The sequence below is a fragment of the Geomicrobium sp. JCM 19038 genome, from assembly GCF_000698125.1.
GTDB lineage: Bacteria > Bacillota > Bacilli > Bacillales > Marinococcaceae > Geomicrobium_A.
This window is the reverse complement of sequence record NZ_BAXA01000001.1, coordinates 399,321-425,290: the sequence shown is the minus strand read 5'-3', so window position 1 is coordinate 425,290 and position 25,970 is coordinate 399,321. Positions and strand designations below refer to the sequence as shown.

Annotated in this window: 22 protein-coding genes; 1 reads left to right on the top strand and 21 read right to left on the bottom strand. The window is 40.9% G+C overall.

Annotated features, from left to right (window positions below; genetic code table 11):
- Nucleotides 1–33: 33 nt before the first annotated feature.
- The 6 genes from JCM19038_RS02215 to JCM19038_RS02190 form a co-directional block, all read right to left on the bottom strand.
- Nucleotides 34–1,134: a hypothetical protein gene (locus JCM19038_RS02215; protein WP_052360955.1), complete on the bottom strand. Its 1,101-nt coding sequence runs from the start codon at nt 1,132–1,134 to the stop codon at nt 34–36.
- A complete protein-coding gene (locus JCM19038_RS20290; RefSeq protein ID WP_052360952.1) occupies nt 1,131–1,382 on the bottom strand; it encodes a hypothetical protein in 252 nt (83 codons plus the stop codon). Before JCM19038_RS20290 ends, JCM19038_RS02215 begins: the two co-directional genes overlap by 4 nt.
- A 176-nt stretch (nt 1,383–1,558) precedes the next feature.
- Nucleotides 1,559–2,905 (bottom strand): sigma-70 family RNA polymerase sigma factor, encoded by a 1,347-nt coding sequence (locus JCM19038_RS24795; protein WP_152549314.1) that lies wholly within the window; start codon nt 2,903–2,905, stop codon nt 1,559–1,561.
- A gap of 256 nt (nt 2,906–3,161) precedes the next feature.
- The gene (locus JCM19038_RS02200) at nt 3,162–4,400 is read right to left on the bottom strand and encodes a sigma-54-dependent Fis family transcriptional regulator (RefSeq protein ID WP_052360950.1); all 1,239 of its coding nucleotides are present in this window, start codon (nt 4,398–4,400) and stop codon (nt 3,162–3,164) included.
- Nucleotides 4,401–4,415: 15 nt separating this feature from the next.
- A complete protein-coding gene (locus tag JCM19038_RS02195; RefSeq protein WP_042414012.1) occupies nt 4,416–4,823 on the bottom strand; it encodes a MaoC/PaaZ C-terminal domain-containing protein in 408 nt (135 codons plus the stop codon).
- 29 nt (nt 4,824–4,852) lie between these two features.
- A complete protein-coding gene (locus JCM19038_RS02190) occupies nt 4,853–5,119 on the bottom strand; it encodes a hypothetical protein (protein WP_042414010.1) in 267 nt (88 codons plus the stop codon).
- 293 nt (nt 5,120–5,412) lie between these two features.
- Between JCM19038_RS02190 and JCM19038_RS02185 the strand changes: the two genes are divergently transcribed.
- Nucleotides 5,413–6,861, top strand: a complete 1,449-nt coding sequence (locus tag JCM19038_RS02185; protein WP_042414006.1) for a DEAD/DEAH box helicase — start codon at nt 5,413–5,415, stop codon at nt 6,859–6,861.
- A 303-nt stretch (nt 6,862–7,164) separates the two neighbouring features.
- Here JCM19038_RS02185 and JCM19038_RS25285 read toward each other — a convergent pair whose 3' ends face one another.
- From JCM19038_RS25285 to addB, 15 genes are all read right to left on the bottom strand, one after another.
- Nucleotides 7,165–7,305 (bottom strand): hypothetical protein, encoded by a 141-nt coding sequence (locus tag JCM19038_RS25285; protein WP_373902283.1) that lies wholly within the window; start codon nt 7,303–7,305, stop codon nt 7,165–7,167.
- Nucleotides 7,306–7,319: 14 nt separating this feature from the next.
- The gene (locus JCM19038_RS22190) at nt 7,320–7,724 is read right to left on the bottom strand and encodes a peptidase dimerization domain-containing protein (protein ID WP_152549313.1); all 405 of its coding nucleotides are present in this window, start codon (nt 7,722–7,724) and stop codon (nt 7,320–7,322) included.
- A complete protein-coding gene (locus JCM19038_RS22185; RefSeq protein ID WP_052360947.1) occupies nt 7,694–8,299 on the bottom strand; it encodes a M20/M25/M40 family metallo-hydrolase in 606 nt (201 codons plus the stop codon). The genes JCM19038_RS22190 and JCM19038_RS22185 overlap by 31 nt, the downstream gene beginning before the upstream one ends.
- A gap of 35 nt (nt 8,300–8,334) precedes the next feature.
- Nucleotides 8,335–9,297 (bottom strand): ABC transporter substrate-binding protein, encoded by a 963-nt coding sequence (locus JCM19038_RS24165; RefSeq protein ID WP_255343324.1) that lies wholly within the window; start codon nt 9,295–9,297, stop codon nt 8,335–8,337.
- Nucleotides 9,298–9,341: 44 nt separating this feature from the next.
- Nucleotides 9,342–9,896: an ABC transporter substrate-binding protein gene (locus JCM19038_RS24160; protein ID WP_255343323.1), complete on the bottom strand. Its 555-nt coding sequence runs from the start codon at nt 9,894–9,896 to the stop codon at nt 9,342–9,344.
- Nucleotides 9,897–10,322: 426 nt separating this feature from the next.
- Complete coding sequence (locus tag JCM19038_RS02170; protein WP_042414004.1) at nt 10,323–11,081, bottom strand: hypothetical protein; 759 nt, start codon at nt 11,079–11,081, stop codon at nt 10,323–10,325.
- A gap of 1,316 nt (nt 11,082–12,397) precedes the next feature.
- Nucleotides 12,398–13,594, bottom strand: coding sequence for a hypothetical protein (locus tag JCM19038_RS02160; protein WP_042413998.1), 1,197 nt, complete (start codon nt 13,592–13,594; stop codon nt 12,398–12,400).
- Nucleotides 13,595–13,606: 12 nt separating this feature from the next.
- A complete protein-coding gene (locus tag JCM19038_RS21525) occupies nt 13,607–13,765 on the bottom strand; it encodes an RNA polymerase sigma factor (RefSeq protein WP_081831543.1) in 159 nt (52 codons plus the stop codon).
- Nucleotides 13,765–14,064, bottom strand: coding sequence for an RNA polymerase sigma factor (locus JCM19038_RS02155; protein ID WP_042413995.1), 300 nt, complete (start codon nt 14,062–14,064; stop codon nt 13,765–13,767). The genes JCM19038_RS21525 and JCM19038_RS02155 overlap by 1 nt, the downstream gene beginning before the upstream one ends.
- A gap of 142 nt (nt 14,065–14,206) precedes the next feature.
- Complete coding sequence (locus JCM19038_RS02150) at nt 14,207–15,241, bottom strand: SbcC/MukB-like Walker B domain-containing protein (protein ID WP_042413991.1); 1,035 nt, start codon at nt 15,239–15,241, stop codon at nt 14,207–14,209.
- 4 nt (nt 15,242–15,245) lie between these two features.
- Complete coding sequence (locus tag JCM19038_RS02145) at nt 15,246–17,564, bottom strand: AAA family ATPase (RefSeq protein WP_042413988.1); 2,319 nt, start codon at nt 17,562–17,564, stop codon at nt 15,246–15,248.
- Complete coding sequence (locus tag JCM19038_RS02140; RefSeq protein WP_042413983.1) at nt 17,561–18,757, bottom strand: exonuclease subunit SbcD; 1,197 nt, start codon at nt 18,755–18,757, stop codon at nt 17,561–17,563. Before JCM19038_RS02140 ends, JCM19038_RS02145 begins: the two co-directional genes overlap by 4 nt.
- A 20-nt stretch (nt 18,758–18,777) precedes the next feature.
- The gene (locus JCM19038_RS20275; RefSeq protein ID WP_152549312.1) at nt 18,778–20,559 is read right to left on the bottom strand and encodes a 3'-5' exonuclease; all 1,782 of its coding nucleotides are present in this window, start codon (nt 20,557–20,559) and stop codon (nt 18,778–18,780) included.
- On the bottom strand, nt 20,493–22,484 hold the full coding sequence (locus JCM19038_RS20270; RefSeq protein WP_052360942.1) for a UvrD-helicase domain-containing protein: 1,992 nt from the start codon (nt 22,482–22,484) through the stop codon (nt 20,493–20,495). The genes JCM19038_RS20275 and JCM19038_RS20270 overlap by 67 nt, the downstream gene beginning before the upstream one ends.
- On the bottom strand, nt 22,481–25,966 hold the full coding sequence (gene addB / locus JCM19038_RS02130; protein WP_042413980.1) for a helicase-exonuclease AddAB subunit AddB: 3,486 nt from the start codon (nt 25,964–25,966) through the stop codon (nt 22,481–22,483). The genes JCM19038_RS20270 and addB overlap by 4 nt, the downstream gene beginning before the upstream one ends.
- Nucleotides 25,967–25,970 lie beyond the last annotated feature (4 nt).

Genomic DNA, 25,970 nt, shown 5'->3' with positions numbered 1-25,970 from the left:
AGAAGAGGATGTCTCCTCTTCTTTTACTTCGACTTATCCATTCGTGCGGAACCGACGAACACCAAAGTAGCCAACAAATCCAGCTGTAGCACCAGCTAAAATCCAAGCCAACCATTGTAGCGTCATACCTGAATCACTCATACCACCCATACCTGTTTGAGGCATCTCAGGAACTGCCGCTTCTTCTTCAAACAATTCAGGGTTTTGTGTAACGATCGCATCGGCTAAACCTGCCCCAATATCAAAGGTAAACGCGTACCCTTCTCTATACTTTTCAAATGAACCATCATAATCCCCTTCGATATAACGATCAAACGTTGTAAATACTTGTTCTTCATGCATATTCACGAGTTCAGTCGCATCAGCTGCTGGTAAAATTCCATCAGTTGCGGTTTCTAAAAACATCCCAAACTCATCAGCAAATGTTCCTAAGCGGTTTTGTGCTTCTTCTTTTGCCGCTTCATCGTCGTTTTTGACTGCATTCACATAATCACTTTGTGCAAGAATGTGATTTCCTTGCCAAATTTGTTCAAATTGCTCTCCACCTTCTTCACCGTAAACAGAAGAGATTGTCGCTTTTAAATCGGCCGTATTTTCATCTTCAGCCCAACTCACAAAGTCGAAGTCTTCACTTTCTTTAAATTCTTTCGACATTGATAATGTTGCGAGTGCAAAGTGTTCAGCGACTAAATTACTTAAGTCCGAGCGAAGATCACCAGCTGCCGTCAACGGTACACTTCCTTCGAACTGATCAGGGTTTTGCTGAACAATCGCGTCGGATAAGGCTGCACTAATATCAAACATGTGTGATAATCCTTCACGATAAGTCATATAAGCCGTCTCATAATCACCTTCAACGTATGCATTAAACGCATCTTCAACTTGTTGCTCATGTACGTCTAACACTTCAATAGCCGCATCACTTGGCAGTGTGCCTTCCGTTGCTGTTTCTAAAAACTCCCCAAACTCGACGTAAAAGGAATCAAGCATAGCAGACGCTTCTTCTTGGGCTGCAGTGTCTCCATCTTTTACAGCTTGCACGTAATCGGCAGTGTAATCGTTATGTGCAGAGAAAATCCGATCAAATTCTTCTGCTCCCTCATCACCATAGAGTGAAGCGATGGCTGGTTTCATGTCTGCGGCGTTTTGCTCAAGTGCTGCTTGAGCGCTTGTGCTCCTTCATCACCGTCATATTGCTTTTGCATCGACAAGACAGCGAGCGCAAAGTGTTCAGATAACAAATGATCAAGCGTTCCTCTAAGCTCAATAGCAGGTGTATTCACTTGCGACATACTTTCTTCGGCATGAATCGTTTGTGCGAACGTCGGAGTTAATAGGGCAACACTTAATACTGGGATAAATGCTTTTTTTATTTTTTTCATAATGGCACTCCTTTATGTTGTGATTTCACTAGAGCTAACGAAACGAAGAATAATTTGGATCACTTTCCTTCAAACTTTTTTAAAAAAAGCTTCCTCTAGCAATAAAAAAACACGTCAAGAACGCAAAAAAACTCGCCAACACCTGGGTTGACGAGCCTTTTGTTACACACACAGTTCTACAATTCCTCTAATAATACGATCTCGCCTTCTGGAATTTCACTTGTTTCATCCGGTTCAATCGTAATTGCAATCGTATCGAATCCCATTTCTGGATCAATTTCAAACGTAGACATTCCGCTACCATCTTCAGCAGGTGTAAACGTTCCTGCTCGGTATGGATCTCCTTCTTTTAAGAGCCATACTTGGTAAACTTGAGTATCCTCAGTTTGCGTAAGTTGATTGGCTTCAACAATCAGTTGTTGGTGCTGATCTTTATTAACAAATGAAGCTCTAGCTTCAAACGGAATGTTTTCTTCTGACGGTTGAAGACTTAGTTGTTGTACAAGAGAATCCACCGAGATACTTTCTACTGGCGTTATTTCTTCTGGTGCTACTTCTTCTTGCGTCGATAACTGACTAAAAGCATAGCCGTTTCCAACGAGCGACAACAATAATGCTGCAGCTAAAGACGGTACTACCCAGCCTAGTTTCTTACGACTTTTTGGCACCACTACTGAGTTTTGACTCTCTTGATCGGTCGTAAAGCTGTGAACGTTATCATCATCTTCTTTCACATCATTTGGTGTTCGTTCATTAAATGCCGCTTCCAGCACTTGCTGTTTTAACGCCGATGGAGGTTCAATTGGTTCAGAAATGAATCCTAAATCATCCGTAAGTTCTTGGAGTTCACGCAACTCTTCACGACAATCCCCACATGTCGTTAGATGTTCTTCAAATGAACGCTTTTCTTCATCTGATAACTGGCCATTAAAATAATCAATTAAATGATCACAATGGTTACTCATGAATGATCCCCCATTCTGCTCAATGTCCTCTATTGTGTCTTTTAAATGCTTTAAAGCAAGACGAATCCTTCCTTTAACCGTTCCTAAAGGAATGTCGAAAGCGTCCGCGATCTTTTGTTGCGATAACCCCTGATAATAAAACAAAACGATGACTTTTTCTTGTTCTGGTTTTAGACGCTTAATGGCCTGGTCGATCGTTGTTCGCTTTTCTTTCCATTCAATCTGATCTTCAATACTCGGATCAGGATCTTGAGTCATTTCCTTCGTGACCATTTCAGATGCTGTTTCTTTTCGTTTACGAAGGTAGTCAATGACGGTATTTCGAGTAATCGTCAACAACCAACTAGAAAACTTCCCCTTCGTTTCATCATAAGAACTTTTCTGTGTCCAAATCTTTATAAAAACCTCTTGCACAATTTCTTCGGCGACTTGTTGATCGTTAATCATCTTAAAGCTAAACGAGTAAAGAAGTTTGCTGTATTGATCATACAGCTGTGCTAATGCTTCTTTGTCACCAAGCTTTAGTCTGACATAGGTTTTTGCATCTCGTTCAGACATGCGATTCTCCTTTTTAATTCGATCTCGATTTAGAGGAAAAATCGGAATAATTGCTGTGCCTGATTTTACACGCATCTCCCTAGAAAAGCCAACATTAACTTTGCTCGGTTATAACAATTAAACGAACGAATTCATCAAATGGATCATTAAAATTATAAAAATAGGCAAAAACCCTTTTTTATTACACATTAACATAACACTCCAAAGCTCCTTTTATGAAATGCATAATAAATAGGCATTCTCTCATGAGAACACCTCAGATCTGATATTTCGATAATTTCCGATAAAGGCTTGAAAGATGAATGCCTAATAATGCTGCTGCTTTTGTTCGATCACCTTCAACGTCCAAAATCACTTTTTCAATTGTAGCTTTTTCATATTGATTCATTGCTTCTTCAAGCGTGCCGTAAAACCGTTCGTTTTGTACGGTATGTTCTGAATGAACCTCGTCATATCGAGCTAAATCTTCTTGAGCCAAACGAGAGCCTTCAACAACATTCATCCCTCGTTCGATACTAGACTTTAACTCCCGAACGTTTCCTGGCCATGTGTAAGACATTGCCCACTTTTTTAAATCATCTGCCACTTCAATCACTTGCTTACCGAGACTCTGATTAAATTCATGGATATAATGCTCGATTAAGATTAACACATCACGCTCACGTTCTCGTAGTGGCGGCACATGCAAGTCAAATACGTACAATCGGTAATACAAATCTTCACGAAACTTACCTTCTGTGACGAGCTGCTTTAAATTCTTGTTTGTTGCCGCAACGATGCGGATGTTCACAGTTTTACTTCTCACACCGCCAAGCCTGTCCACTTCTCGTTCTTGCAAAACACGTAGCAGCTTCCCTTGTGAAGCGTAACTCAATTCAGAAATCTCGTCGAGAAAAAGCGTTCCGTTTTGCGCAAGCTCTACTTTTCCCGGTTTGCCGTCTCGTCTTGCTCCACTAAACGCTCCAGCTTCATAACCAAACATTTCAGACTCAAATAACTCATCTGGTATGGCAACACAATTCACTGCCACAAATGGATGCTTATTTCTCGCACTATTGTTATGAATGCCCCTTGCAAAGAGTTCTTTTCCAGTCCCACTTTCCCCAGTTAACAACACCGTCGAATCACTCGTCGCCACTTTCGTTGCCAAATCTTTAATTCGATTCATCGCTCGACTCGTACCAATGATATGATTTAACTCGTCAGACGAATGTTTCTTATGATTTGTATTAGACGTTAATTGTGCAACACGACTCATCACAGCAAGTATGTAAAATGACTCTCGCCCGTTTGTATCCTTACGTTTAACGAGGTAACGCTCTCCAAAAATGTTAACGAGACAAAGCTCGTCTTCTTCATGAGCAACATCAACACTTTCATTTAAAAATTGTTTATATCTATGATCTGAAAACGGTTGGTACATAAAATCATTCACATCGGTAATTTTACGATCACCATCTACAATAACGATCGCAAATGTTTCAAGACGTTTCAAACGAATCACGCCCTTTTACGAATTTTCCAGAACGTAGACGACCACTTGCCCTTTAATCACTTCGTTACCGTCTGAATCATAACACGTCACTTTTTCTGTAATCCAATTCCGCTTATCATGAATATCAATGACGACAAGTTCTGCAGTAACTGCGTCTCCAACGTACACCGGTGAATAATAAACGAGGTCTTTTTGCACGAGAATGCACGGCGTTCCAGGAAGCCGTTCACTAATTAATTGTGTAATTAAGCTCTCTGTCAATAATGCCGGTACGATTGGCTTCGGATACTGGGATGTCCAACGGTTTCCTCCTATTGTGTACACCGGCGAATAATCGTTTGTAAGCTCACTACTTTTCTTTACATCTTCTTTCGTAAATGTTCGAGTCAATGTTGCTTTCTGACCATGAAATGCTGTAATCATCCTTTTCACCACCTAAAACTAAAATACTGTTAGATAAACATTGCACACATCATTACAATACAAATAAATGTACCATAACTGCTTAAGCGTACCGGGTGCATTAATAGCAACTCCGACACCGGCTTCAATCTACTCATAATGTAAAAGAAAAGAAGACTGCCTACTATTAAAGCAAGGATACCTAGTATAATTGGAAATGATGAGGCGTTTACTAAGTCAACTGTTGACGTTGCAAACAAAAACCACAAATAACCTAAAAACGCGAATGTGACGACAGGAATGAAGAATCTTTTCATCACTCACACCTCTTTAAGGAAGTATTTACGTCCTAAAAAGCTTACTTTAAGTTTACTAAACAGTTAACCTATATTAAAGATAAAATAGTAAGAAAAAATTAATTATACGGAATCTTTATGAACGATCGCATTCACGATGGAAGAATGATTTTGCCTTGAACCTTTGGGACTTGTTTTACAATTCTCCGTGGCATAAGTGCCAACAGGTCTTCCTTTCACGTATTGATAAGGTATAATAAAGGTTTCGCGAGAAGAATAATACAACCAATAACTTAAATAAATGAGGCATGTACATGACGAAACATCGGTTTACAGATTATCAATTAAGTGATGAAATCATTCAAGCGCTCGATCAGTTGAATTATGATACCCCTACAGATGTTCAAAGCAAAGTAATCCTACTCGCTCAACAAAAAAAAGACCTGATCGTACGTTCTCAAACAGGGAGTGGCAAGACCGCTGCTTACGGGATTCCAATTTGTGAGTTTGTGGATTGGCAAGAAAATAAACCTCAAGCCATTGTACTAACCCCAACGAGAGAATTAGCCGTACAAGTGAAAGAAGACTTTATTAACATTGGCCGTTATAAACGAATTAAAGCTGCTGCGATTGTAGGAAAACAGCCGTTTTATAAACAGAAAAATGAACTAAAGCAAAAAACACACGTTGTCGTCGGCACACCAGGACGGATGCTCGACCATATTGAAAAAGGTACACTCTCTCTTGAAGAAGTAAAGTATGTCGTCATTGATGAAGCAGATGAAATGCTAAATATGGGCTTTATTGAACAAGTCGAAGCGATCATTGAGGAGATGCCTACACCAAGGGTAACGATGCTATTCTCCGCAACGCTACCAGAGCGTGTTAAAGATCTTTCGGTTCACTATATGAACACACCGACTGATGTTGAGATCAAAACGAGTGGTGTAACAACATCATCAATCGACCACACGCTCTATCAAGTCTCTGAAGACGATAAGTATTCGTTATTAGAAGATGTGACGATCATTGAGAATCCAGATAGCGCAATCATCTTCTGCCGCACCCAAGAGCGCGTAAACGAACTTTGTGATCAACTAGCAGATCAAGGTTATGACAGCGATAAAATTCACGGTGGAATGGAACAATATGATCGCTTAGATGTGATGGAAGATTTCAGGCGAGGTGAATTCCGCTACCTTATTGCTACCGATGTCGCCGCAAGAGGCATTGATATTGATCAAATTAGCCACGTCATTAATTACGACCTGCCATCAGAAAAAGAAAGCTATGTTCATCGTACAGGAAGAACTGGAAGAGCAGGGCATACAGGCAAAGCAATTTCATTTGTCACGCCATTTGAAGAGAAGTATCTTAAGGACATCGAAACGTATATTGGCTTTAAAATCTCAAAATCTATTGCTCCTTCAAAAGAAGCCGTATCAAAAGCAAAGCCACAATTTCTTGAGAAGATCAACAGTGAACCGAGCACAAAAGAAGCAAAAAACGATAAGCTCAATGAAAATATCATGAAGTTGTACTTCAATGGTGGAAAGAGAAAAAAATTAAGAGCGGTTGACTTTGTTGGAACCATCGCTAAAATCGAAGGCGTAACCGCAGAGGACATAGGCATTATTACGATAGAAGAAACGGCAACCTTTATAGAAATCTTAAATGATAAAGGTCACATCGTACTCGATGAAATGAAACATACAACGGTTAAAGGAAAACAATTAAAAGTCCACATCGCTCGAAATAGGTAAGATGTTTGACTACTTTAAAAGCTGTCATTGTCCGTCATTCGTGTAGCAGCAAATGCTCCTCACATAGACGCTTATTTGTGAGCAGAAACGGTTAATCCTCGCTAAGCTCCTGCCCTTTAAAGTATTCAACTATACAAAGGCTCAATGAAAACCGAACTAAATTCACCAATCTAAAAATAGGCTGGTGGTTTAGTTCGGTTTTTCTATTCGAGTACTTCAAAAGCTGTCATCCTCCTTCTTTAGTGAAGATCACTTCAATTTTATCCCAGCCTCTTTGTTGTGATAAGCCTACAGAGTCCATCACTACTTCTTAACTGCATCAGTTAAACGACGAAGCAAGGTTTTAAGAAATTCTTTTCTTTCCTCAAGCGATGAAATGTCCACGTATTCATCTTCTTGATGGGCATTGCCACCGACTGGACCAAGTCCATCAATTGTAGGGATGCCAATATAACTCGTTAAGTTCCCGTCGGAACCTCCGCCAGTTTTTTCAGCTTCGATGTTCCACCCATGTTTTTGCCTACCTCTTGCACGTAACGAAGCAATTGTTTTGAGCCTTCGTCAGGAACGAAAGGTGGGCGAGAAATCCCACTTCTGGACTCGAGCTCATAAGTAATCTCGGGATTGGCTCTTTTCGCAATTTGCGCTCGAATGAGTTTGTCTAAATGCTCCGCTTGTTCAATTGTTTCCATTCGCAAATCAATGCCTGCATAAGCATACGGAGCAATCGTATTGACCGACGTTCCTCCTTCTATTAATCCTACATTGACAGTTACGCCTTCATCATAATCGGTAAGTGCATGTAGCTTCGGGATTAATAAAGCCAACTCTTCTACAGCACTTTCACCATGCCGATGGGCCATGCCCGCGTGTGATGCTTTTCCGTGTAAATGCAAATAATATTTGCCCCCACCTTACGTGCATTGCAGACACGTTGTTTATCACGTGTTGGCTCTAAGATGAGTGCAAACGATTTCTCTTTAGCGTGCTCTTCAATCCAAGCGCGTGAATGAATGGAACCGACTTCTTCGTCACTGTTGAATAAGATTGCCACGTTTTCTAGCAATTCTTCTTGATGTTCATTTTTCAACTCTACTAAAGCTTCATAAAGAACGACGATGCTCGCTTTCATATCAAAAACTCCTGGACCATAAGCGTACTGTTCATCTTTAGAAAATGGACGAACATTCACAGTTCCTTCTTTAAAAACGGTGTCCATATGCGCAAGCACTATGATTTTAGCGTCTTTAGCACCTTTATAGTACCCGATTAAATTGTTCCCTCGGTCTTGTTGTACATCTTCAGTTATGACATAACCTAAATCGGAAAACCATTTCGTTAACGTCTCACCAACGCGATCAACACCTTGCTTATTGTACGTACCGCTTTCTTGATTGACGAGTGTTTCTAATCGATGCAGCATCTCATTTGTTGGCATGTTTCTCCCCCACTTTCTCACTGTGTTCTATTGTCTTAATCCTCATCAATACTTACATTCCAAAGAATTGGACCGATTAGATCAGAATAGCCCGATACATCATCAGAAATGGCAAGTAACGCTTGAATGTTGCCAATCTTTGCGACAGGCAGGTCGTCCCACACTTCTTGTTGCAAATCATCAATGTAAGGTGTGGCCGATTGCAATGAATCTGCTTCTGTAATGAGAGCTAAGTTCTCATCAATTGTTTCATTGTTCGTCCAACCTGGGTAATCAGAAGTCGATGCTAAAAACGGATATTGATGAAGCGTTGGTCGAACGGCAAAGCTTACCGCAAATACGTCAAAGTTATTTTCATCCGTTCGTAATTCTTGTACGGTCGGCCAATCATATACGTCCAATGATACGTTAAAGCCTATATCTTGAAGGGCTTGTTGAGCAACGACTGCCATATTGTATTGTTCTGGATAGTCTCTCGTCGTTAAAATTACGACTTCCTCACCGTCATAGCTCGATTGTTCAACGAGCGCTTTAGCTGCTTCAACATCAAATGTGTCATACCTATCTGAGCCTTCCTCAGAATACCAATCAATTTGACTTGGTAATGCTAGCGCCGAATCTAACTCATAGAAACGATCGTCTCCATAGGATGCAATTAGTAAATCTTCATAGTCGATCGCCATATTAAACGCTTGTCGTAAATCAAGGTCTGTGAAAATACCTGCTTTATTGTTAAACACGAATGAATAAATGCCACCATCACTAAAAAACGATTGAACTCCATCTGCTGCATCAATTTGATCAATACTATCTGCGGGAATGCTAAAACCGATGTCATATTCTCCAGTCATCATTCCAGAAACTCTCGTTGATTCATCGGTGATGTAATGAAAATAGACGTCATCAACGAGTGCTTCTTTTCGCCCTGCTAAACCACTCGGTTCTTCGTCACGAGATTGATAGTCATCAAACTTCGTTAAATGTGTGTGTTGGTCCATTCGCCATTCTTCCAATTGAAAAGGTCCGGTACCAATATGCTCATCTACCCGTCAGCACCTGCAGCATCTGCTACTTCTTTCGGCATAATTCCAGGGAACGGAGCCGTATCTGCTAAAATGTTTGGCACTAAAATCGAAGGCTCATCAATGGTTAACGTAACCGTATACGGATCAACTTCTTCAAAACTTGCGTTTTGCAAATTTGCTTGTCCTTGTGTTGAATGGTCTAACCACTTTTGCATGGATGCGACTACGTCGCTCGCAACCATCTCTTCACCATTGTGAAACAACACACCTTCTCGTAGCTGAAACGTGTATGTAAGACCATCATCACTCACTTCATAGTCTTCAGCTAGTGAAGGAACAACTTCATAGTCTTCATTCAAAACGAGTAATTGCTCGTAAATTTGTCTAGAAACGTCTCGAGTCGCTTGATTCGTTGTTAAGTGAGGATCCAGTGTTTGCGGATTTGCGCCGTACGCAATATTAATCGTACCCCCTTCTTGCTCACTTTCTGTCGTAATTGCTTCATCGTTATTGCCGCAAGCAGCAAGCATTAAGGTTGCAAGTAATCCTAAATAGATATGTCGTTTTCCCATAACGATCCCAGCTTTCGTTTGAATTGTTTGAATATAAATAGTATATAAACAATAAAACAGACAGTCAATATAATTCTTATAAGTTTACTATGCTTTATAGTGTAGTAAAAATCTGTAGTCTAATCTATAAAAGAGTTGCTTTAAGAATAAGCGATCAATCATCGTTTCAATTAAAGAACTAAAGTCAAATAATCACCTTTTAATGCATCTCTTCATTCATGCTTCCATAATGATATTTCTTGTCTATTCCTCCTGATTTACTAAAAGAAAGTCAAAAAAAGCCGTCACCTGTAGCGTACAAGCAAACGACTCCTTTTTGTCTTTTTAATTGTTCAATCATAATACCTACACTCTTTTACAATGCCAATACTCTGAATCCTCAAAAATGCATGTTCACAAATGATTGGTGCTCATGCTCAATACAGTTTACCCATCATTTACCTCACTCTTATCCGCACCGCTTTCGGTGTCGTCGCTCGGTACCTCATCTTCGATCATTGCTGTAACGCCTGAGGCAACGATATAAACCTCAATCACATCGCCAGCAGAGGAGTTCGGGAAGTATTGCCTAAAGGTATTGCCAGAGATATGTTCTAGTCGATTACTTTCATTATCGATGGTGTCTCCTTCTTGGATCGCAAATACTTGGTCTACATCACCCACTGTTTCAACATCTAATGTAACAACGTCTTCGCCATCTGAAGTCGCATTTCTTCTATAATCTAACGATGTTTCGTTCTTAATGGCCTCCTTGATGGTTTCGTCGCCGATGTCTGAACCAACAACATCCTTTTCAAGATCTGATGGTTGAACTTCTACATTTACAGGTGTCTCACGAGGCAAACCACTTCCAGCAAATAAAAACATTAACGTGTCGCCAGCTTCCAATTCAGCATAACTAGGTATAACCATTGAAAACTCACCGTTATCATTCACGTAAGGATCAACTTCCGTGCCGTCAAAAAAAAGTATAAGTGTTAAGTCAGGATTCATCGTTCCATTGTAAATGACTGTATTCTCATGAAGATCAGGTAAAACCAAGTTCTCGTTTACGATGCCATCGAAATCCGTGGCTTCTTCGTCGTCGTTTGCCAAAGCTAGAGAAGGAATTGTTAAGATAAGTGCAAATGCGGATGTCGCAAAAAAGAAACTATTGAGAATCCTTTTGCAAGCGATTTGAACCACCTCCTACAAAAAAATACCCTACTTTCAGACTGTATTAAACCTTCACTTCTTGAGATTGGCCTCGAAGTCTGTGTATTTGAGTTTGTCTACGTCGCCTTCCTTTTTCTAGATGCTCTGTACAACTCTGTTTCCAAGGAAGTCTCATCTTCGTCTGCCCTAAAGAACACCCTGACATTAGCACAAACACTAGCCTGCCCCTATAACGCACTCACACAATACAATTATCTTCTTTGTAAGTGAATGAAAAGCATTTAATTATAGCGACAGCATTGGCTTTTTGTATGACTGCAAACAGTTTTTGGCTCCATATAAGAGAGAATTCGTTCGGTTCATTGAGACGAGGATGTGCTGCTCAACCGCGAATGATGAAACCATACCCCTTTGACAGTTCTTTAATGGTTTCTACTCAAACTATAAACTATTATACTAATTATATTAATGGATAAATCTGGAGTGATTATTATTGAAAGTTTAGTATCGACCATCATTACAACGACCTGAGCACTCGTTGCTATTTTAGGTGGATTCCTCGTAAGTACAATTTTGCAGATGACGAGCCACCATGCAACGTTTCGATCTAAGCTAGAAAATATTCAACGCCAAACTGCAAACGATCAGGAAACCAAAACGAAATGTTTTAAGCTTATTCTACCTTCAGCTAACATTATTGGTTATCTGTCTTTATTGCTACATCATTAAGACCAGCATCGTTTCGTAAATCCGCAGATTGATCTTGCAGTGAACGGGTACCAACACATAGAAAAAGGTACGGAATTTCAAATGAGGGGTTGCTACTCAAATGACCGTAAAACAACTACTAAGAACATTATTCATCCTGGCTTCCTCATACCTTGTCATAAGATCTATTCTCCTCTTAGGAGCATTCAGAGCCGTACAATCTACGGTATTTAAGATCCTTGTTTTTATTGGGGCAATCGCCCTAGCAATTGTTGTATATGGGGGTTACTTAGCCATTAAAATTCAAAGACGTAGCAACGACTAGACTAATTGATGGATAAAATTATTCTTTTTTTTGTCATTATGCTTGGAATACCTAGATGTGATTTCTTCCAAACGCAATTAAAATTCTATATTGGATGAGTAGCCACGCTACTCATCCTAATAAAAAGAAAAACGACTATTAAAAAAGGAGCCCAAATGGACTCCTTTTTTATGCTAAACCTACATTTCAAATGAATGAACTTACGATCGCTTACGTTTCTGTTCACGGTGCCACTGTGCTAAATGGTAATGGCGCTTTTGTTCTTCTTTTGATTGTTTGCGAAAATGGTTGCGTAGTTCTTCATGAAAGTCTTTCATAGCTTTAACACCCCCACGTTTCCTGTGCCTTCCTCTTTCTCGGATTGCAGTTTGCCTTCGTTTATTTCAAGTTTTTGCTTAATTGTTAACTGTATCTCTTTTGGAGCAATGAGTGTGCCAAAATGATAGATCGTATCAATTCGTTCGCGTATCATGTCGGCAGTGACATTTTCAGCGAATGTTAACTCTCCACCATTCACAACAATAACAACGACTGCTTCTTGCAAATTCAAAAATGCTGTTTCATCCCACAACTCATTTTTCTCAACGACAAGGTAAGGTTCGTCTATAGCTAGAATCTCAGTATCGAGCGTATCGACAATTTCATACAGTAAATCTTCACTTTCAGATGAAGTCACGATAAAAGAAGATGATTGGATCTTGCTAATGGAACGCTCAATCGTGTCACGTTTAAGTGCATTCATGTAAAGCGGATGTTCTGTATATAGCTTCTTTTGTTTCCAGCTTTGCAGTTGTTTTTCTTTCATTCGCAGTGCACGGTCGATGACCGTGTAATCATCTGGAATAACTGTCATCTGGGCTGAAGAAGATTGACTAATCAATGGCGATAGATGCGCAACCATATGCTCTCGTAATTCAATAACCCCTTTCACTTGTAGCTCTTTTACATGAACGAGTTGATCTTCTGTAACACGTTCATCAACTTGTAAGATCCCTTTTACACTAAGTGTTGTTGGTTTTATTAAGCTTTCAAGAAATGACGGAGTTAGTTTAAAAACACCCTTTTTGTTGATTGGCTTTTCAGCGTCTTGATCATACGTTTTCATTTTACCTCCGCCACTCGTCATGACGCTTTGAACAGCTCCGTATAAATGGTTAGGAACGCTCACATCGCCATAATACTCAATATCTTCAATCTTCTCTTTAAGCAGCTCAGCTTCTACATCATAAGCAATGACCACTTCATCAGCGGTTAACGCACGTAATGATGGATCGAGTGTTTCTAAAAATGCTTGATTAATTTCTAACGCTTCTGTATAAAGCTGATAACCTTCTTTTATTTCTATAACCATGCCTAAATTTCCTAAAGGCAATTGATGTAAAAGTGGCAACGTCGACGTTGAAACGATGGCAATACCGACATTTCCTATACTCTTAATTTGTTGAATTGACTTTTCTGTACTATTTCGCAAATCCAAAATCCCTACATTTCCAATAATTGATGTTTTCATAATTCCCTCTCCTTACATCGTTTTTTGTAATAACACGAGTGCCTTCTTGATCTTCGATCGAATTGTTGAAGCTGGAATTCCTTGTAAATGTGCAATTTCTAGACTAGACATCCCAAGCCAATATGTCTTATACACAAGGTCATACAAGTCTTCAGGAAGTGCGGTCATCATCAGTGACACTTCCACTTTGCTAAAATCCGAGAACAACTCTTCAGCAGGATGCCATCGTCTACAGCCCACTCGTTTTGTACTCGACTATGTTTTCTTCGTTCATCAATGAGCATTCGTTTCATCGTTTTGAAGAACCAAGCACGTTGTTTCGGTAATTCTAATTCAAAAATGTAAGAGTGCTTCATTGAGCGTAGCCACGCTTCTTGAATTAAATCATTGGCCTCGTGACTGTCTCGTGCGATTTTGTTCGCAAATGGCAACAAGTGTGGATACAATCGTTCATAATGTTTTGAATCCATATACATTTGAAGTCCCTTCAATTTGTTGTCTACACTTATGTAACGGTTGAGCGAATAAAACTGACGAAAAAACTTTCAAAAAAAAAATAAAAAAAAGATTGAACTCCCCTGAGAATTTTGTTCCCAGGGGAGTATGATCGATTTAATATTCAATGTATGCAGCAGAACCTTTACCTTCAGCTGTCGCTGGGGTAACAATTAGCCTCGTTTGTAATCGCTCTTGTAATTCTGGTACGTGACTAATAACACCGACGGCTAAGTGATCGGTTTGAAGTTGCTCCAAAGCATGAATAACCGTATCAAGAAGTTCTGAATCAAGGGTCCCGAAGCCTTCATCTAAGAAGAAGAATTCTAATGCTTTTTCTCCGGTTAATTGAATTGAAGCTGATAATGATAAGGCGAGAGCTAGCGATGTTAAGAAGGTTTCTCCTCCAGATAACGACGATGCAGGACGCTTTTCTCCACCATTAAAGTAGTCAGCAATCATAAATCCACCCGAAGAATCTAATACGAGTGCATACCGACCACGTGTTAAAGTGTGCAATCGCTCAGAAGCATGCTTTGTGACTTGCACAAGTTGTTCTTCTGCTAAAAAGTCTACGAATTCCTTACCTCGAAATACCCGTTCCAGCTCTTCAAAATGAGATAATTTCTGTTCATATTCCTTACAAAGCGTTTCAAGCTCTGTGTAGCGCTCATGTTTTTCTATTAATTGTTCTAACGCAGTTTGCGCATTCGTTCGCTTCTCTTTTAATTGCTCGAGTCGTTCATTACTTTGTTGTAACTCGACAACGACCGACTCGTACTGTTCGGTTGAAATCGTATCCTTACCGATTTGTTCGTTTAATCTTTCAAGATGAAGTTCTACCTTCGAAAGTTGTTGATGAAGACGCTCGACGGCTTCATCAATCTGTTCTACTTCTGCTTCTGTCAATCGATATAACTGTAAATTGTCCGATCGTTCAAAAGAGATGAGTGAATCGAGTTTTTGATATGCATTTCCTTTTTTCTGTTCTTCCCAATCTTGCTCTGCTTTTTGTTTTCTTGAAACGGCATCTTCTCGTTTCGTTTGATTCGTTAACTGTTCATTCTTGACGTTTTCATAGTCTGAAGCTAACTTTTCAACCTCTTTTGCCGTCATTGTTTCATTGTGTTCGAGATTATTTCGTTGTTTCACAACGTCAGCCTGAACGTTCTCTAACGTTTCGTCTCCTACGAGGTCGCGTACTTTTTTTCGTAAAGCTCTCAATTTCTTTTTTTAAAGACTCTTGTTGATGCTCGAGCTTTATTTGCTCTGTTTGTAACTCTGACGCTCGTTGTTCAAGCGTTCGCTCATCACGTTGGAGTTGCTCTCGTTCTTTGTGCCACTCCGCTTGTGCTTGCCTTAACGAACGCATTTGCTTTTCTTCGTCCCTGACATTCGTTTTCTCTCGTTCAAGTGAATCCAATGTCAAAGGCGCAAATTGTACGTACCATTGATCACGAAGTTGAATATACTCGTTACGCTTCGTTTCAATGCGTTGTTGTGCTTCCTCATATTGCTTTTTATAATCATTTACCGTTTGTGTTTGGTTTTTAACGCTTTGATTCAGGTGATTAAACTCTTGAAGTAACGTTTCCGTTTTTGCTTCAATTCGAGCAACGGTTTGTACTTTTTTCTCAAACATTGCGATCCATTGTTGTAACGATTCTAGCATCGTTTCTCGTTGCAATGATACGTGGTCAACATTATCGCTTTTCGCTTGGACATCTTGAACTGTGATCGCCGCTCTCACTCGTTCAGATAACGATTCTAGCGTCCGTTGATACGAGGTTGCTTCGTATAATGATTGTAGTTTCTCATATGCAGGCTCTAGATCTTCATGGCTTCCTTTATGCTGATGATGATGTTTGTTAGGGTGGTCAACCGATCCACAAACAGGACATGCAGCACCGTCTTCTAGGTGAGTCGCTAAGCTCGCAATAAGTTGATCTTGCTCAGATGACATGGCCTGTTTGACCGTTTTGATATGCTCTTTTCGGTTACGCTCTAGTTCATGTAGTGCGTTGTACCAGTTCACAATATACTCATAAGCCGTTTGCAACCGTTCTGCACGATTGTCCCGCTCTTTGACGACTTCATCATAACGTTGTTGCTCTTCGTCCCGCTTTTTTTCTTTCGCTTTAACATCTTGTTCATATTCTGTAAGCGCGGATCGTTGCTGTATAAGAGGCATAGCAGCTTCACTCGCGTCACGCACGTGTTGATGATGAGATTCTCGCTCAAGTAGTGTCATAAGTTGATCTTCAACCGTTGTCATTTGCGATGAACGGTCGCGGATCGTCCGTTGTATTGCTTCTTTTTGGTTGGTTGTTTCAATTACTTGTTGCGCTTGCTTTTTGATTCCAAGGTCGTAATCGTTTAATTTACGATGAATCTCTTGAAAGGTCTGTTGTTCTTGCAACAGCTGTTCCACTTGTTGTTGTTTCATCATTAGGGACGGTTCATATTCACTTCGCTCAGTCTTTGCAGTTTCATAGCGCATCACCGCTTGTCTATGCTGCTCTGAACACTTCGTAACACGTTCGTCGATGTCTTTTTGTTGCTGTTGGAGTTCATTAAGTGTATTTGTCGTTTCCTCAAGCGTTTCTAAAAAAGGTTGAACGAGAACGACGAGTTCATGAATTTGCTTCTTTTCAACGGACTCTTGAAGTGATTGTTTCTCCTCAACGAACTTCGTACGCTCTTTTTCCATCTCTTCTTTTTCTCGTTGCAAACTTATTAGTGACTCAGCCTTTTTAAACTGTCGGTCGAGTTCTTCATTGTGTTGACTTTCTTTCTTTACGTAATGACCTGCTTTTTCAGCTTGTTGCCTGACTTCTTCTAGCGCTTGTTTAGATGCATCGCCCATTCCTTGCTGTTCACGTTCGATCATAAGAATTTCTTGTTTGTGTGTTTGAATGCCTTCTCGAACTTTGTCATTCAATTCATCGCCATATTTATGCAAGTTGAACAAACGTTGCAACATGACTCTTCGGTCAGTCCCTTTTAACTGTAGAAACTCTGAGAATTTGTTTTGCGGCAGCACTACAGCACGGGTAAAATCTGATAACTGCAGGCCAATTAGCTCTTGAACATAGTCATTCATATCGCCAACTTTATCAGCGAGCACGACTGGATCTTCAGTCAAATCAACAAATCGTGATCGTGATGTTTGCAACTTGTCGTCATTCGAACGTTTTACTTTACGCTCAGCAAGGTACGTTCTTCCACCAATTTGAAACGTATACGAAACGGACGCTTCTTTTTCAGCTTGGTTAATCATACTTACACCAACCGCACTATTGCGCCCCATTTTCCCGTAAAGTGCAAAGGTCATTGCATCTAAGATCGTTGATTTCCCACTACCTGTTGGTCCAAAGATCCCAAATACTCCCCCTTCACAGAGGGCATTAAAGTCAATCGTTACCTTTTCTCTAAAGCTATGAAGTCCTGAAATACTTAAGGAGATCGGTCTCATGATGGTCCCGCCTTTCGATGTTCAGTCGATTCATCATCGAGTAGCGACAAAAAGAGTTGCATGACTTCTTGTTCAGGTTCTGCACCGCCAGTTCGCTTTACGTAAAACTGACGAAACAACTCATCGATCGGTACGTCTTTACGTTCTTCATAATGGTGCATGCTTTCTTCTGGCAACACCGCACGAATTGTAACAATTCCAGGATGAGCACGGCGAATCTTGCCGATGTCATCTGGCTTTAATGTATGGTCGCTATGAATGGACAAATCTACCCATTCATCAAGTTTGTTCGCTTCCTCTAACCATTTGTACACTTCTTCTAGTCCGTTCTTTGCACGTACTTTTACGAGTGGCTTACCACTAGAGAGCGGTACCTCTTTAATCGTCGCTTCCGTGTTAGGCTTCGCATCGACAATTGTGACCGATTTGGAGACTGCCGTATCATTAAAAGAAAACGCGAGTGGCGAACCTGAATAACGTGTAGGTGTAGGCGCGTGATGCACCCACTGAGGACGGTGTAAGTGACCTAGTGCTGTATACGAGACATTACTCGGCAACGATTGAGGCTTGACGGTGTACGCACCACCAACTTCAATCGGTCGTTCACTGTCCGTTGATGCTCCGCCACTTACGTAAATGTGACTCATCGCAACGTTTACTTCGCTTGTTGAAAACGATTTGCTTAGCTTGTTAAACAATTCTCTAATTCGTTGATCGTACGTTTGTTGATAAGCGACATCTTCATTCACAGACTCTCCTGTTTCTGTGAAACTAATCTTTAACCTTGACTCGGAAGGGTAAGGAAGTGCGGCGATGTTAAGCGTTTCGGAATGCGCGGGAATCCATATACTCATCGGCGTTTCATCCGGTAGGCCGAGCATATGAATGCGTTCATTTCGAATGAGAGGCCTTGCGGCCGCTAACCGCTCAGGTTGATCATGATTACCTGCAATAACAGCAACCGCCCGCTTCCCTCCATCTGAAAGACGACTTAAACTTTCATAATATAGTTCTTCTGCAACTGCAGGTGGGTTCGAACTATCGTAAACGTCACCAGCAATGAGCACTGCGTCTACCGCTTCTTCATCTGCAATAGTAACGAGCTCATCGATAAATGCTACATGTTCACTCGTACGATCCCTACCTTCTAGCGTGCGACCAAAATGCCAATCTGCCGTATGCAATAAGCGCATCGGTTTTCATCCTTTCTTGATCACAACTTAAGAGCATGCCCTCCATCAAAGAAATAGAGCCAACTCTCGGTAATCTCTTCGTTCCATATTTGTTCTAATGCTTCTTTATACAGTCGCAATTGCTGTTCATAGCGCTTTCGCATGACTGACTCTGCTTCGTCGAAACCATTAGTAAAACGGCTTGTAATCTGATCAGTTTTGTAATCAATTAAAATATTATTTCCCGCGTAATCGACAAATACAAGATCGGCCATTCCTTGTACGAGCACAGCATTCTCCTCTTCGGTTTTGCGAATATAAGAGAACGCAATTTCACGATGAATTTCCGTTGCTTGTTGAATACGAGTGCCAAGATCACTTTGTATAAATTTAAGAACCGCTGTTGTGTCAACGACTTCTGCTTCTTGTACTGTTAGTAATTCTTTCTCTTTTAAGGTGTTCGTTAACGAACTGATCTCATCTTCGTGCGTTTCTGCAAATGACACGTGTTGCATAACCGTATGTGTTGCCGTCCCAATTTCTGCTCCACTCAGTTTTTGTTGCTGCATGAATTTCGGACGCCTTGCATTGGACGTTGTAAAACTATTGCACTTCATCGTGTGCTGACTATAAGGGTCCTCTTCTTGTAGCGTTTGCTTTAACTCTGAAACGCTCTGTTTCGCGAATGAATCCGTTGCTTGTTTGTACGGATAGTCAAAACGTAATCGTTCAGAAATAAAGTCGTAGTACTCACTTTTCTCACCGATCGGTTTTAATTGTTTCATCTGTTGCAGTGTTTCTTCGATCGCTTCTGCTTCTAGTTGTTCATGCTCCCGCCTTTGCTCTTCAATGACGTTAAGTGTAAACGTTGCATCGTGAGGATACCGGGAATAAGCAACATAATCAGGGTGCTCATTCTCCATTTTTGGATGACGCAACAATGCAGGGATAATAAAGTCATAAAAGTGCTTCGCGTTCGATCTCACATGAACAGGTAAAAGCGCTTGATCACTTTCGGCATAAAGCTTGTACCCTGCCAAACTATTCTCAACACCTTTTGATGATCCGATGAGAAATAACTTTTCTTTCGCTCTCGTTAATGCCACATACAAGATTCGAAGTTCCTCTGACATTTGTTCACGTTTTTGCGCCTCTTTAATCGCAAGCTCAGGTAACGTCTTTCGTTTAATTCGACGTTTCGTATCAAAGTACGACGAACCAAACCCAAGTGATTGATGAATTTGTATGGACCGTCTGCTGTCAGACAGATTGAAGTTCTTCATCATATCAACGACAAAGACGACCGGAAACTCTAGCCCTTTACTTTTATGGATTGAAAGAATGGTTACGACATCTTCTTTTTCACTTAACGTCCGTGCACTTTCAAGGTCATCCCCTTGTTCTTCCATACGATCTACGAATCGTAAAAAACGGAAGATGCCCCGAAAGGATGTTTTCTCAAATGTTTTCGCTTTATCGTACAACGCTTGAACGTTTGCTTGGCGTTGCTTACCACCACTCAACCCGCCAACATATGCATCATAACCGGTTTCTTCAAACAGCTCCCAAATAAATGTCGCAAGTGACGTATGCCTTGCCCGAACACGCCAACTTTGTAAATGCACATAAAAAAGATGCAATCGTCGTTTCCAATCTTCATGATGTGCTTTTTCAACGAGAAAACTGCTTTCAGTGCTTGCATCTAATGCTGGTAACGTAGCGATCATTGACTTAACCGCTTCAAAAAACGGTTGCCCTACCGCTTGCAGTCGGATTTCAGCCAGTTCATGTTCACGCAACCCAACGATTGGTGAGCGCAACACCGAGCTAATGGAATGTCCTGGTACGGGTTATCAATCACGCGCAGTAACGATAACATGACTTGGACCTCTACACGCCTAAAGTAACCTTCATCTCGATCTGAGTACACCGGAATACCCGCTCGTTTAAAAACGTCAAGATAGGTCGGTGCCGAAGGTAGTGAACGCATTAAAATGGCAAAATCACGATATTCCACAGGTCTCGTTGCCTTCGTTTGTTTATCGAACACTGGATAAGCTTCATGGACGAGTCGCTGAATTTTGTTCGCTACAAGTTGAGCTTCTTGTTCAACTTTCGTTAATGACTCTTCGCCATGCGCATCACTAGGTGCCTCGACGACGAATACTTCTGGGTCATAATCACTTGCTTGATCATCGTAATGGATATTGCCATATTGCAACGATTGGCTTTCATCATACGTTACATCGCCTACTTCTTTATCCATCGTCTGCTCAAATAAGTAATTGACCCCATTCAACACCGTATGTCGACTTCTGAAGTTACTCGAAAGGTCAATTTTAACGCCTTCGGTAGATGCGTTCTCTACATCCAAATCATCAATTTTTGCATACGTTTCGTGTTTATGAATAAATAATGCTGGTTCAGCCAGACGAAATCGATAGATACTCTGTTTTACATCCCCGACCATAAAGCGGTTACGACCGTTTGATAACAGTTCTAAGATCGCTTCTTGGACCTGGTTCGTATCTTGATATTCATCCGTTAATACTTCCTCGAAGTGACCTTGATAGAATAGTGCTGCTTCAGATGGCTTTCGAATCGATTCACTACTTAATATTTCTAAAGCAAAATGTTCAAGGTCATCAAAATCAATAAGTGTTTTCTCTCGCTTCATCGCTCGATAATGCTCAGAAAACGCTTTAACGATCTCGACAAGTTGAACGATTCTCGGTTTCATCGCTTCAATAACTTCAAGATACGACGTTGGGTCTGGCTTTAACAGTTCAGCGACATCTTCGAGCAACTTTTTACTTTGATCACGGTATGCTTTTGCTCTTTCCAAAGTATCTTCATCAATGTCTTGGTTTCTTGGTTTTGCAGGCATTCGTCCCCACGTGAATTGCTCCACTGCATCACGAATGTCATTCCAACGTTCATATTCATCCATCATTTGTACAGCTTGGAGTTTCGATTGGAAGTACTCGTAGTTATGTTCCAATGCGAGTTCAAGCGCTTTTGCTAGTGCGTTTTTAGCAGCATGTACTTTCTCTTTTATTGCACGTAACAAATGCGTTCCCCATATCGTTTCTTCTGGGTGAGTATACGCATCGTTATACATCGTCACTAATGACTCAAGCCACACGTTCGGTTCAGGATGCGCTCTTGAACGTGTATACATTTCAAATACGAGAGAACGAAAACCATCGTCACTCCGATCATTGCTATACGCTTCAACGAGTTCAAAAAAAGATTCTGCGTTTTCTACAGGTTGGCTATAATACCGTTCTAATACGTCTTCTAACACTTCTTCTTTTAATAGCTCTCGTTCCGTATCATTTGCAATTCGAACTTTCGGATCTACGTCAATATCGTAATAATAATTACGAATTAACTCCTGACAAAATGAATGGAGGGTAGAGATATTCGCACGGTTTAATAACTGCCGTTGACGTTGTAAGTAGAGCGACGGGTTCGTCTGCAACTGTTCTTCAATTCGCTCGCCAATTCGTTCTTTCATTTCTGCCGCTGCGGCTTTCGTAAACGTAACGATCAGTAAGTGATCGATTTCAGCCGAATCTTCAGGATCCATAATTCGCCTTACAATTCGTTCAACGAGCACAGCTGTTTTTCCACTTCCAGCTGCTGCTGCGACGAGAATGTTGCCACCCTTTAATGAGATTGCTTGCCACTGCGCGTCTGTCCAATGAACATGTGCAGGTTTAGCGTCTAATGACCATGAGCTCAATTGGTTTCACCTCGATTCTTCTTCACTCTTTCGACCATTAATGAAAGGGCGTCTTTGTCTGAAAGACTCATAACAGGTTTGTATTCATTGTCTGGTAATGTTGGGTCGAACTGACATACAGAATTAAACGGACAGTATGTACAAGCGATCTGTTCTTGGTTTTTGTTATACGGATCAATTGCAGTCTTTCCGCTCGTCATCTCATTGCCAATCTCTGTAATCTTATCGTTTAGAAATTCATGCATCGCTTGTAACTGTTCTTTTTCGATGACTTTGGAATTTGAGTGAAACCCACCGTCTTTTTTAAGTGTTGCAGGTACGACATGTGATTTTCCATATTCAGGTAATGTTTCATCCATTAAGCTTGCAATCGTTGGGTCTTTCTGAAGCCATCCAGATAATTTATGTTGTTTGAACCGCTCCAGGTGTAACGTTTCATCGTCAATACTCTCAGCAATATCAATGACTGGATTGTGAATATGAAAATAAAACATCCCGCCCACATCTGCTTCAATACCGAGCCAGCTTTTCGAACCATTTACGACAATATCAAGATACACCGGCATTTGTAGAGAGATCCCGTGTAAGACGTCGGAAAATGATAACGTTTTTTTACTCGATTTGTAATCAATCACTTGCAAAAATGAACCCGATTCCGTTTCTGAACGATCGACACGGTCAATTCGTCCACGAAGTAGCATATTCGTACCGTTGTTTAGCGGATAAACCGGTGAAGGCAGGGAGGTTCCTTTACCGAATTGCACTTCTAAATCAATCGTCTCAAAATTGGATAGTTGAGCTTGTTGTCGAAGCGTTTGCGTAACGGTTTGAACAATCGCAAGTAATTTTTGACTTACGTAACGAAAATGATTTGTACTTTCTAAAATGTTGCGCTGAATTTTTGGCAATAAGCGCTCGACGCTTTTTTGTGTAATATCCCGACATTCGTCTGCTCGGATTGTTTTCCACGACTGGTTGGTCGCTTTTAGGTAGTCAGAGATTTCTTTTAAGGCTGCATGAAACAGTTCACCAATATCAAATGCTTCTAGGCGAAACACTTCTCGGTCTCTTAATTGCAAACCATATTGGCTAAAATGACGAAACGCACATTGCTCAAACAGTTCCATGCGGCTCACACTTGCTTCAATCTGTTCGCCGTACAGTTGGTTCGTGAGCGTTTCTGAAATTGGAACGGCTTCATTCTTATACGTCAAACTATCTAATGCGGTACGAAGTTGAGCCTCATAGGCTTTCGCATCGAGTAACCAATGGTACACGTCATACCATGCGATTGATATTTCCTCACCGTGCTTGTACTTTTGAAATTGCCTCGCCAAGTCTTCAATGACTTGGGTTGGATGGGCGATATGTTGCAGCTGCGTTTCAAATGCAACACCATTTGCTTCGTGTTCTACCAATTCGTGCTTCACATCTGGAAAACGCTCTTTCACTTGGCGAATGAGCGAGGACGGTAACAAACTAGATCCTTCCTCGTCAGCCAATGCATACGTGAACAACAGCTGCGATTTTGGACTCGCTTCAGCCATGTAAATGTAAAACGGTTCATGCCAAAGTCGGTTTGTTGCCGACGGTCCAAGTGTTACACCCAAGGATTCGAATTGTGTACGCTCTGCTTCAGTTAAAAGACCATCATCTTGCGGACGCTTCGGGATCACCCCTTCGTTACACCCGATGATATACGTCACTTCAATATCCGGTAGACGAGAACGTTCCATATCAGCAATCGTGACTTGGTCGAGTGCAGGAGGAACGAGACGAAAGCTCATACTCTCAAGACCTGCATCCATCATGTTTGCAAATTCTTTAACACTCATCTTTTCTGTCCCTGATACATCAACAAACTGTTCGAGCACTTCAATGACGTTCGACCACACTTGGTCGTGTTCACTGCTTTGTTCTAAATCTCCACGTTCACTAGCAGATGCACTTAATCGTTCAAGCTTCTGGTCGACGTTTACGTCCAAGAGAAATTGGTACAATGCTTTACACATACCTTCGACGTTTTCGCTCTTTTTAAGACGTTTTTCAAGCGTTACTAACGGAGTCGCTACTGTGATTTTCGTATCATTAAGTCGTTCTTCAATGTCACGTTCCTGATCTGTTTGCACTCGGCTTTCCAACGCATGCCGTGAGCGAGAATAAGACCAATGTTCATCCACACGCCATTTCTTTCCATATATACCTGTAGCTAAAACGTAGTTTTCCAGCTCATCGATCCGTTCACGATATACTTGTGTATGCACGTCTAGCGGATTAAATAAGTCTGTTTTTAACGCTCGAAATACCGGTTCATAACGGTAGTTTTGAATGATTGATTCGAGTGATGAGCGGATTAATTCAACAACCGGATGGTGCATCATCGTCCGTGTATCATCGAGGAAGAAGGCGATTTCGTAGCGTTTGAAAATTTGTTTGATCAAGTCTTCGTACGGAGAAATGTCACGCAGTAACAGTGCAAAGTCTTTATAACGTAAATCATTAACGCGAACCTTCTCACGAATCGAGCGGGCGACAGCTTCAATCTCAACACGTCGATTAACTGCTTCAACAATTTCAATACTTCCGTCGCTACTTTCTTTGCTGGACTTCTTTCTATAATCTTGATTTTGTTCGATCAAGGCAACGCCACTTGCTCGATATCGTTTTCCAGGTAGAAATCCAACAGATTCAAATGGTACATGTTGTTGCTTTAGTCGCTCAGCAAACTGTATAAATGTTTTAGTTGGCAAATAAAAGCGGTCTAATTCATTCGCTTCCATCGTTGCTGGTTCCTTCGGTAAAGTAAGGGCCATCGTCATCTCATTCACTTGATTTAAGAGTTCAAATAAGACATTTTGTTCTTGTTGACTCACATCATGGAACCCATCAATAAAAACAGTTGCCTCTTTAAACAACTCAGATTGTGGGAGATAAACGAGCGCTAACTTCAGCATTTCTTCTTGATTTAAGTACACCCCGTCGAATTGGTTCTCAAATTCTTGGAAAATCAAATGCAAATCATGTTGTTTATCGATAAATGCCGTTCGATTTGCGTCTTCATTTGGCTTTATTAACTCTGCGGTTAACGCTTGGCGCCGCATCTCGGTTAACAGTCGTTCCATTTCTTCAATGAAACCATTCGTACTTGCTGCTTTTTGGAATACACGCAGTTCTGGCTTTGTTTTTTCGATGACTTTTTTTAGTAGCATGTGCATGCCAGGTTTATGTAGCCGATCTCTCGTGAATCCGCCAACTTCTTGTAGCACACGGTAGGCTAATCTCGAGAAACTAAGCACGTGCGCTCGCGTCATCCCACCAACTTTACGAGCTAACTGATCTTCAATTTGAAACGTCATCTGCTCCGGTACGATAAACATTAACGGCTTGCCCGATTTCGGGTTAGCTTGTAGCATTTCGACTGCTCTCTCAACAAGTGCAGTTGATTTTCCACTACCACTTCTTCCTACATAAAAAGTAAACAACGTC

Coding starts and splice junctions, on each gene's coding strand:
- JCM19038_RS02140 (WP_042413983.1), bottom strand. CDS start 18,757: ATGCGCTTATTGCATACGGCAGATTGGCATTTTGGTCGCACGCTAGAA.
- JCM19038_RS02215 (WP_052360955.1), bottom strand. CDS start 1,134: ATGAAACCAGCCATCGCTTCACTCTATGGTGATGAGGGAGCAGAAGAA.
- JCM19038_RS24795 (WP_152549314.1), bottom strand. CDS start 2,905: ATGTCTGAACGAGATGCAAAAACCTATGTCAGACTAAAGCTTGGTGAC.
- JCM19038_RS02195 (WP_042414012.1), bottom strand. CDS start 4,823: ATGATTACAGCATTTCATGGTCAGAAAGCAACATTGACTCGAACATTT.
- JCM19038_RS20290 (WP_052360952.1), bottom strand. CDS start 1,382: ATGAAAAAAATAAAAAAAGCATTTATCCCAGTATTAAGTGTTGCCCTA.
- JCM19038_RS22185 (WP_052360947.1), bottom strand. CDS start 8,299: ATGCCAACAAATGAGATGCTGCATCGATTAGAAACACTCGTCAATCAA.
- JCM19038_RS02190 (WP_042414010.1), bottom strand. CDS start 5,119: ATGAAAAGATTCTTCATTCCTGTCGTCACATTCGCGTTTTTAGGTTAT.
- JCM19038_RS21525 (WP_081831543.1), bottom strand. CDS start 13,765: ATGATGACCGCACTTCCTGAAGACTTGTATGACCTTGTGTATAAGACA.
- JCM19038_RS02185 (WP_042414006.1), top strand. CDS start 5,413: ATGACGAAACATCGGTTTACAGATTATCAATTAAGTGATGAAATCATT.
- JCM19038_RS24160 (WP_255343323.1), bottom strand. CDS start 9,896: ATGGGAAAACGACATATCTATTTAGGATTACTTGCAACCTTAATGCTT.
- JCM19038_RS02145 (WP_042413988.1), bottom strand. CDS start 17,564: ATGAGACCGATCTCCTTAAGTATTTCAGGACTTCATAGCTTTAGAGAA.
- JCM19038_RS24165 (WP_255343324.1), bottom strand. CDS start 9,297: ATGGACCAACACACACATTTAACGAAGTTTGATGACTATCAATCTCGT.
- JCM19038_RS02155 (WP_042413995.1), bottom strand. CDS start 14,064: ATGGATTCAAAACATTATGAACGATTGTATCCACACTTGTTGCCATTT.
- JCM19038_RS02160 (WP_042413998.1), bottom strand. CDS start 13,594: ATGAAAACATCAATTATTGGAAATGTAGGGATTTTGGATTTGCGAAAT.
- JCM19038_RS22190 (WP_152549313.1), bottom strand. CDS start 7,724: ATGGCCCATCGGCATGGTGAAAGTGCTGTAGAAGAGTTGGCTTTATTA.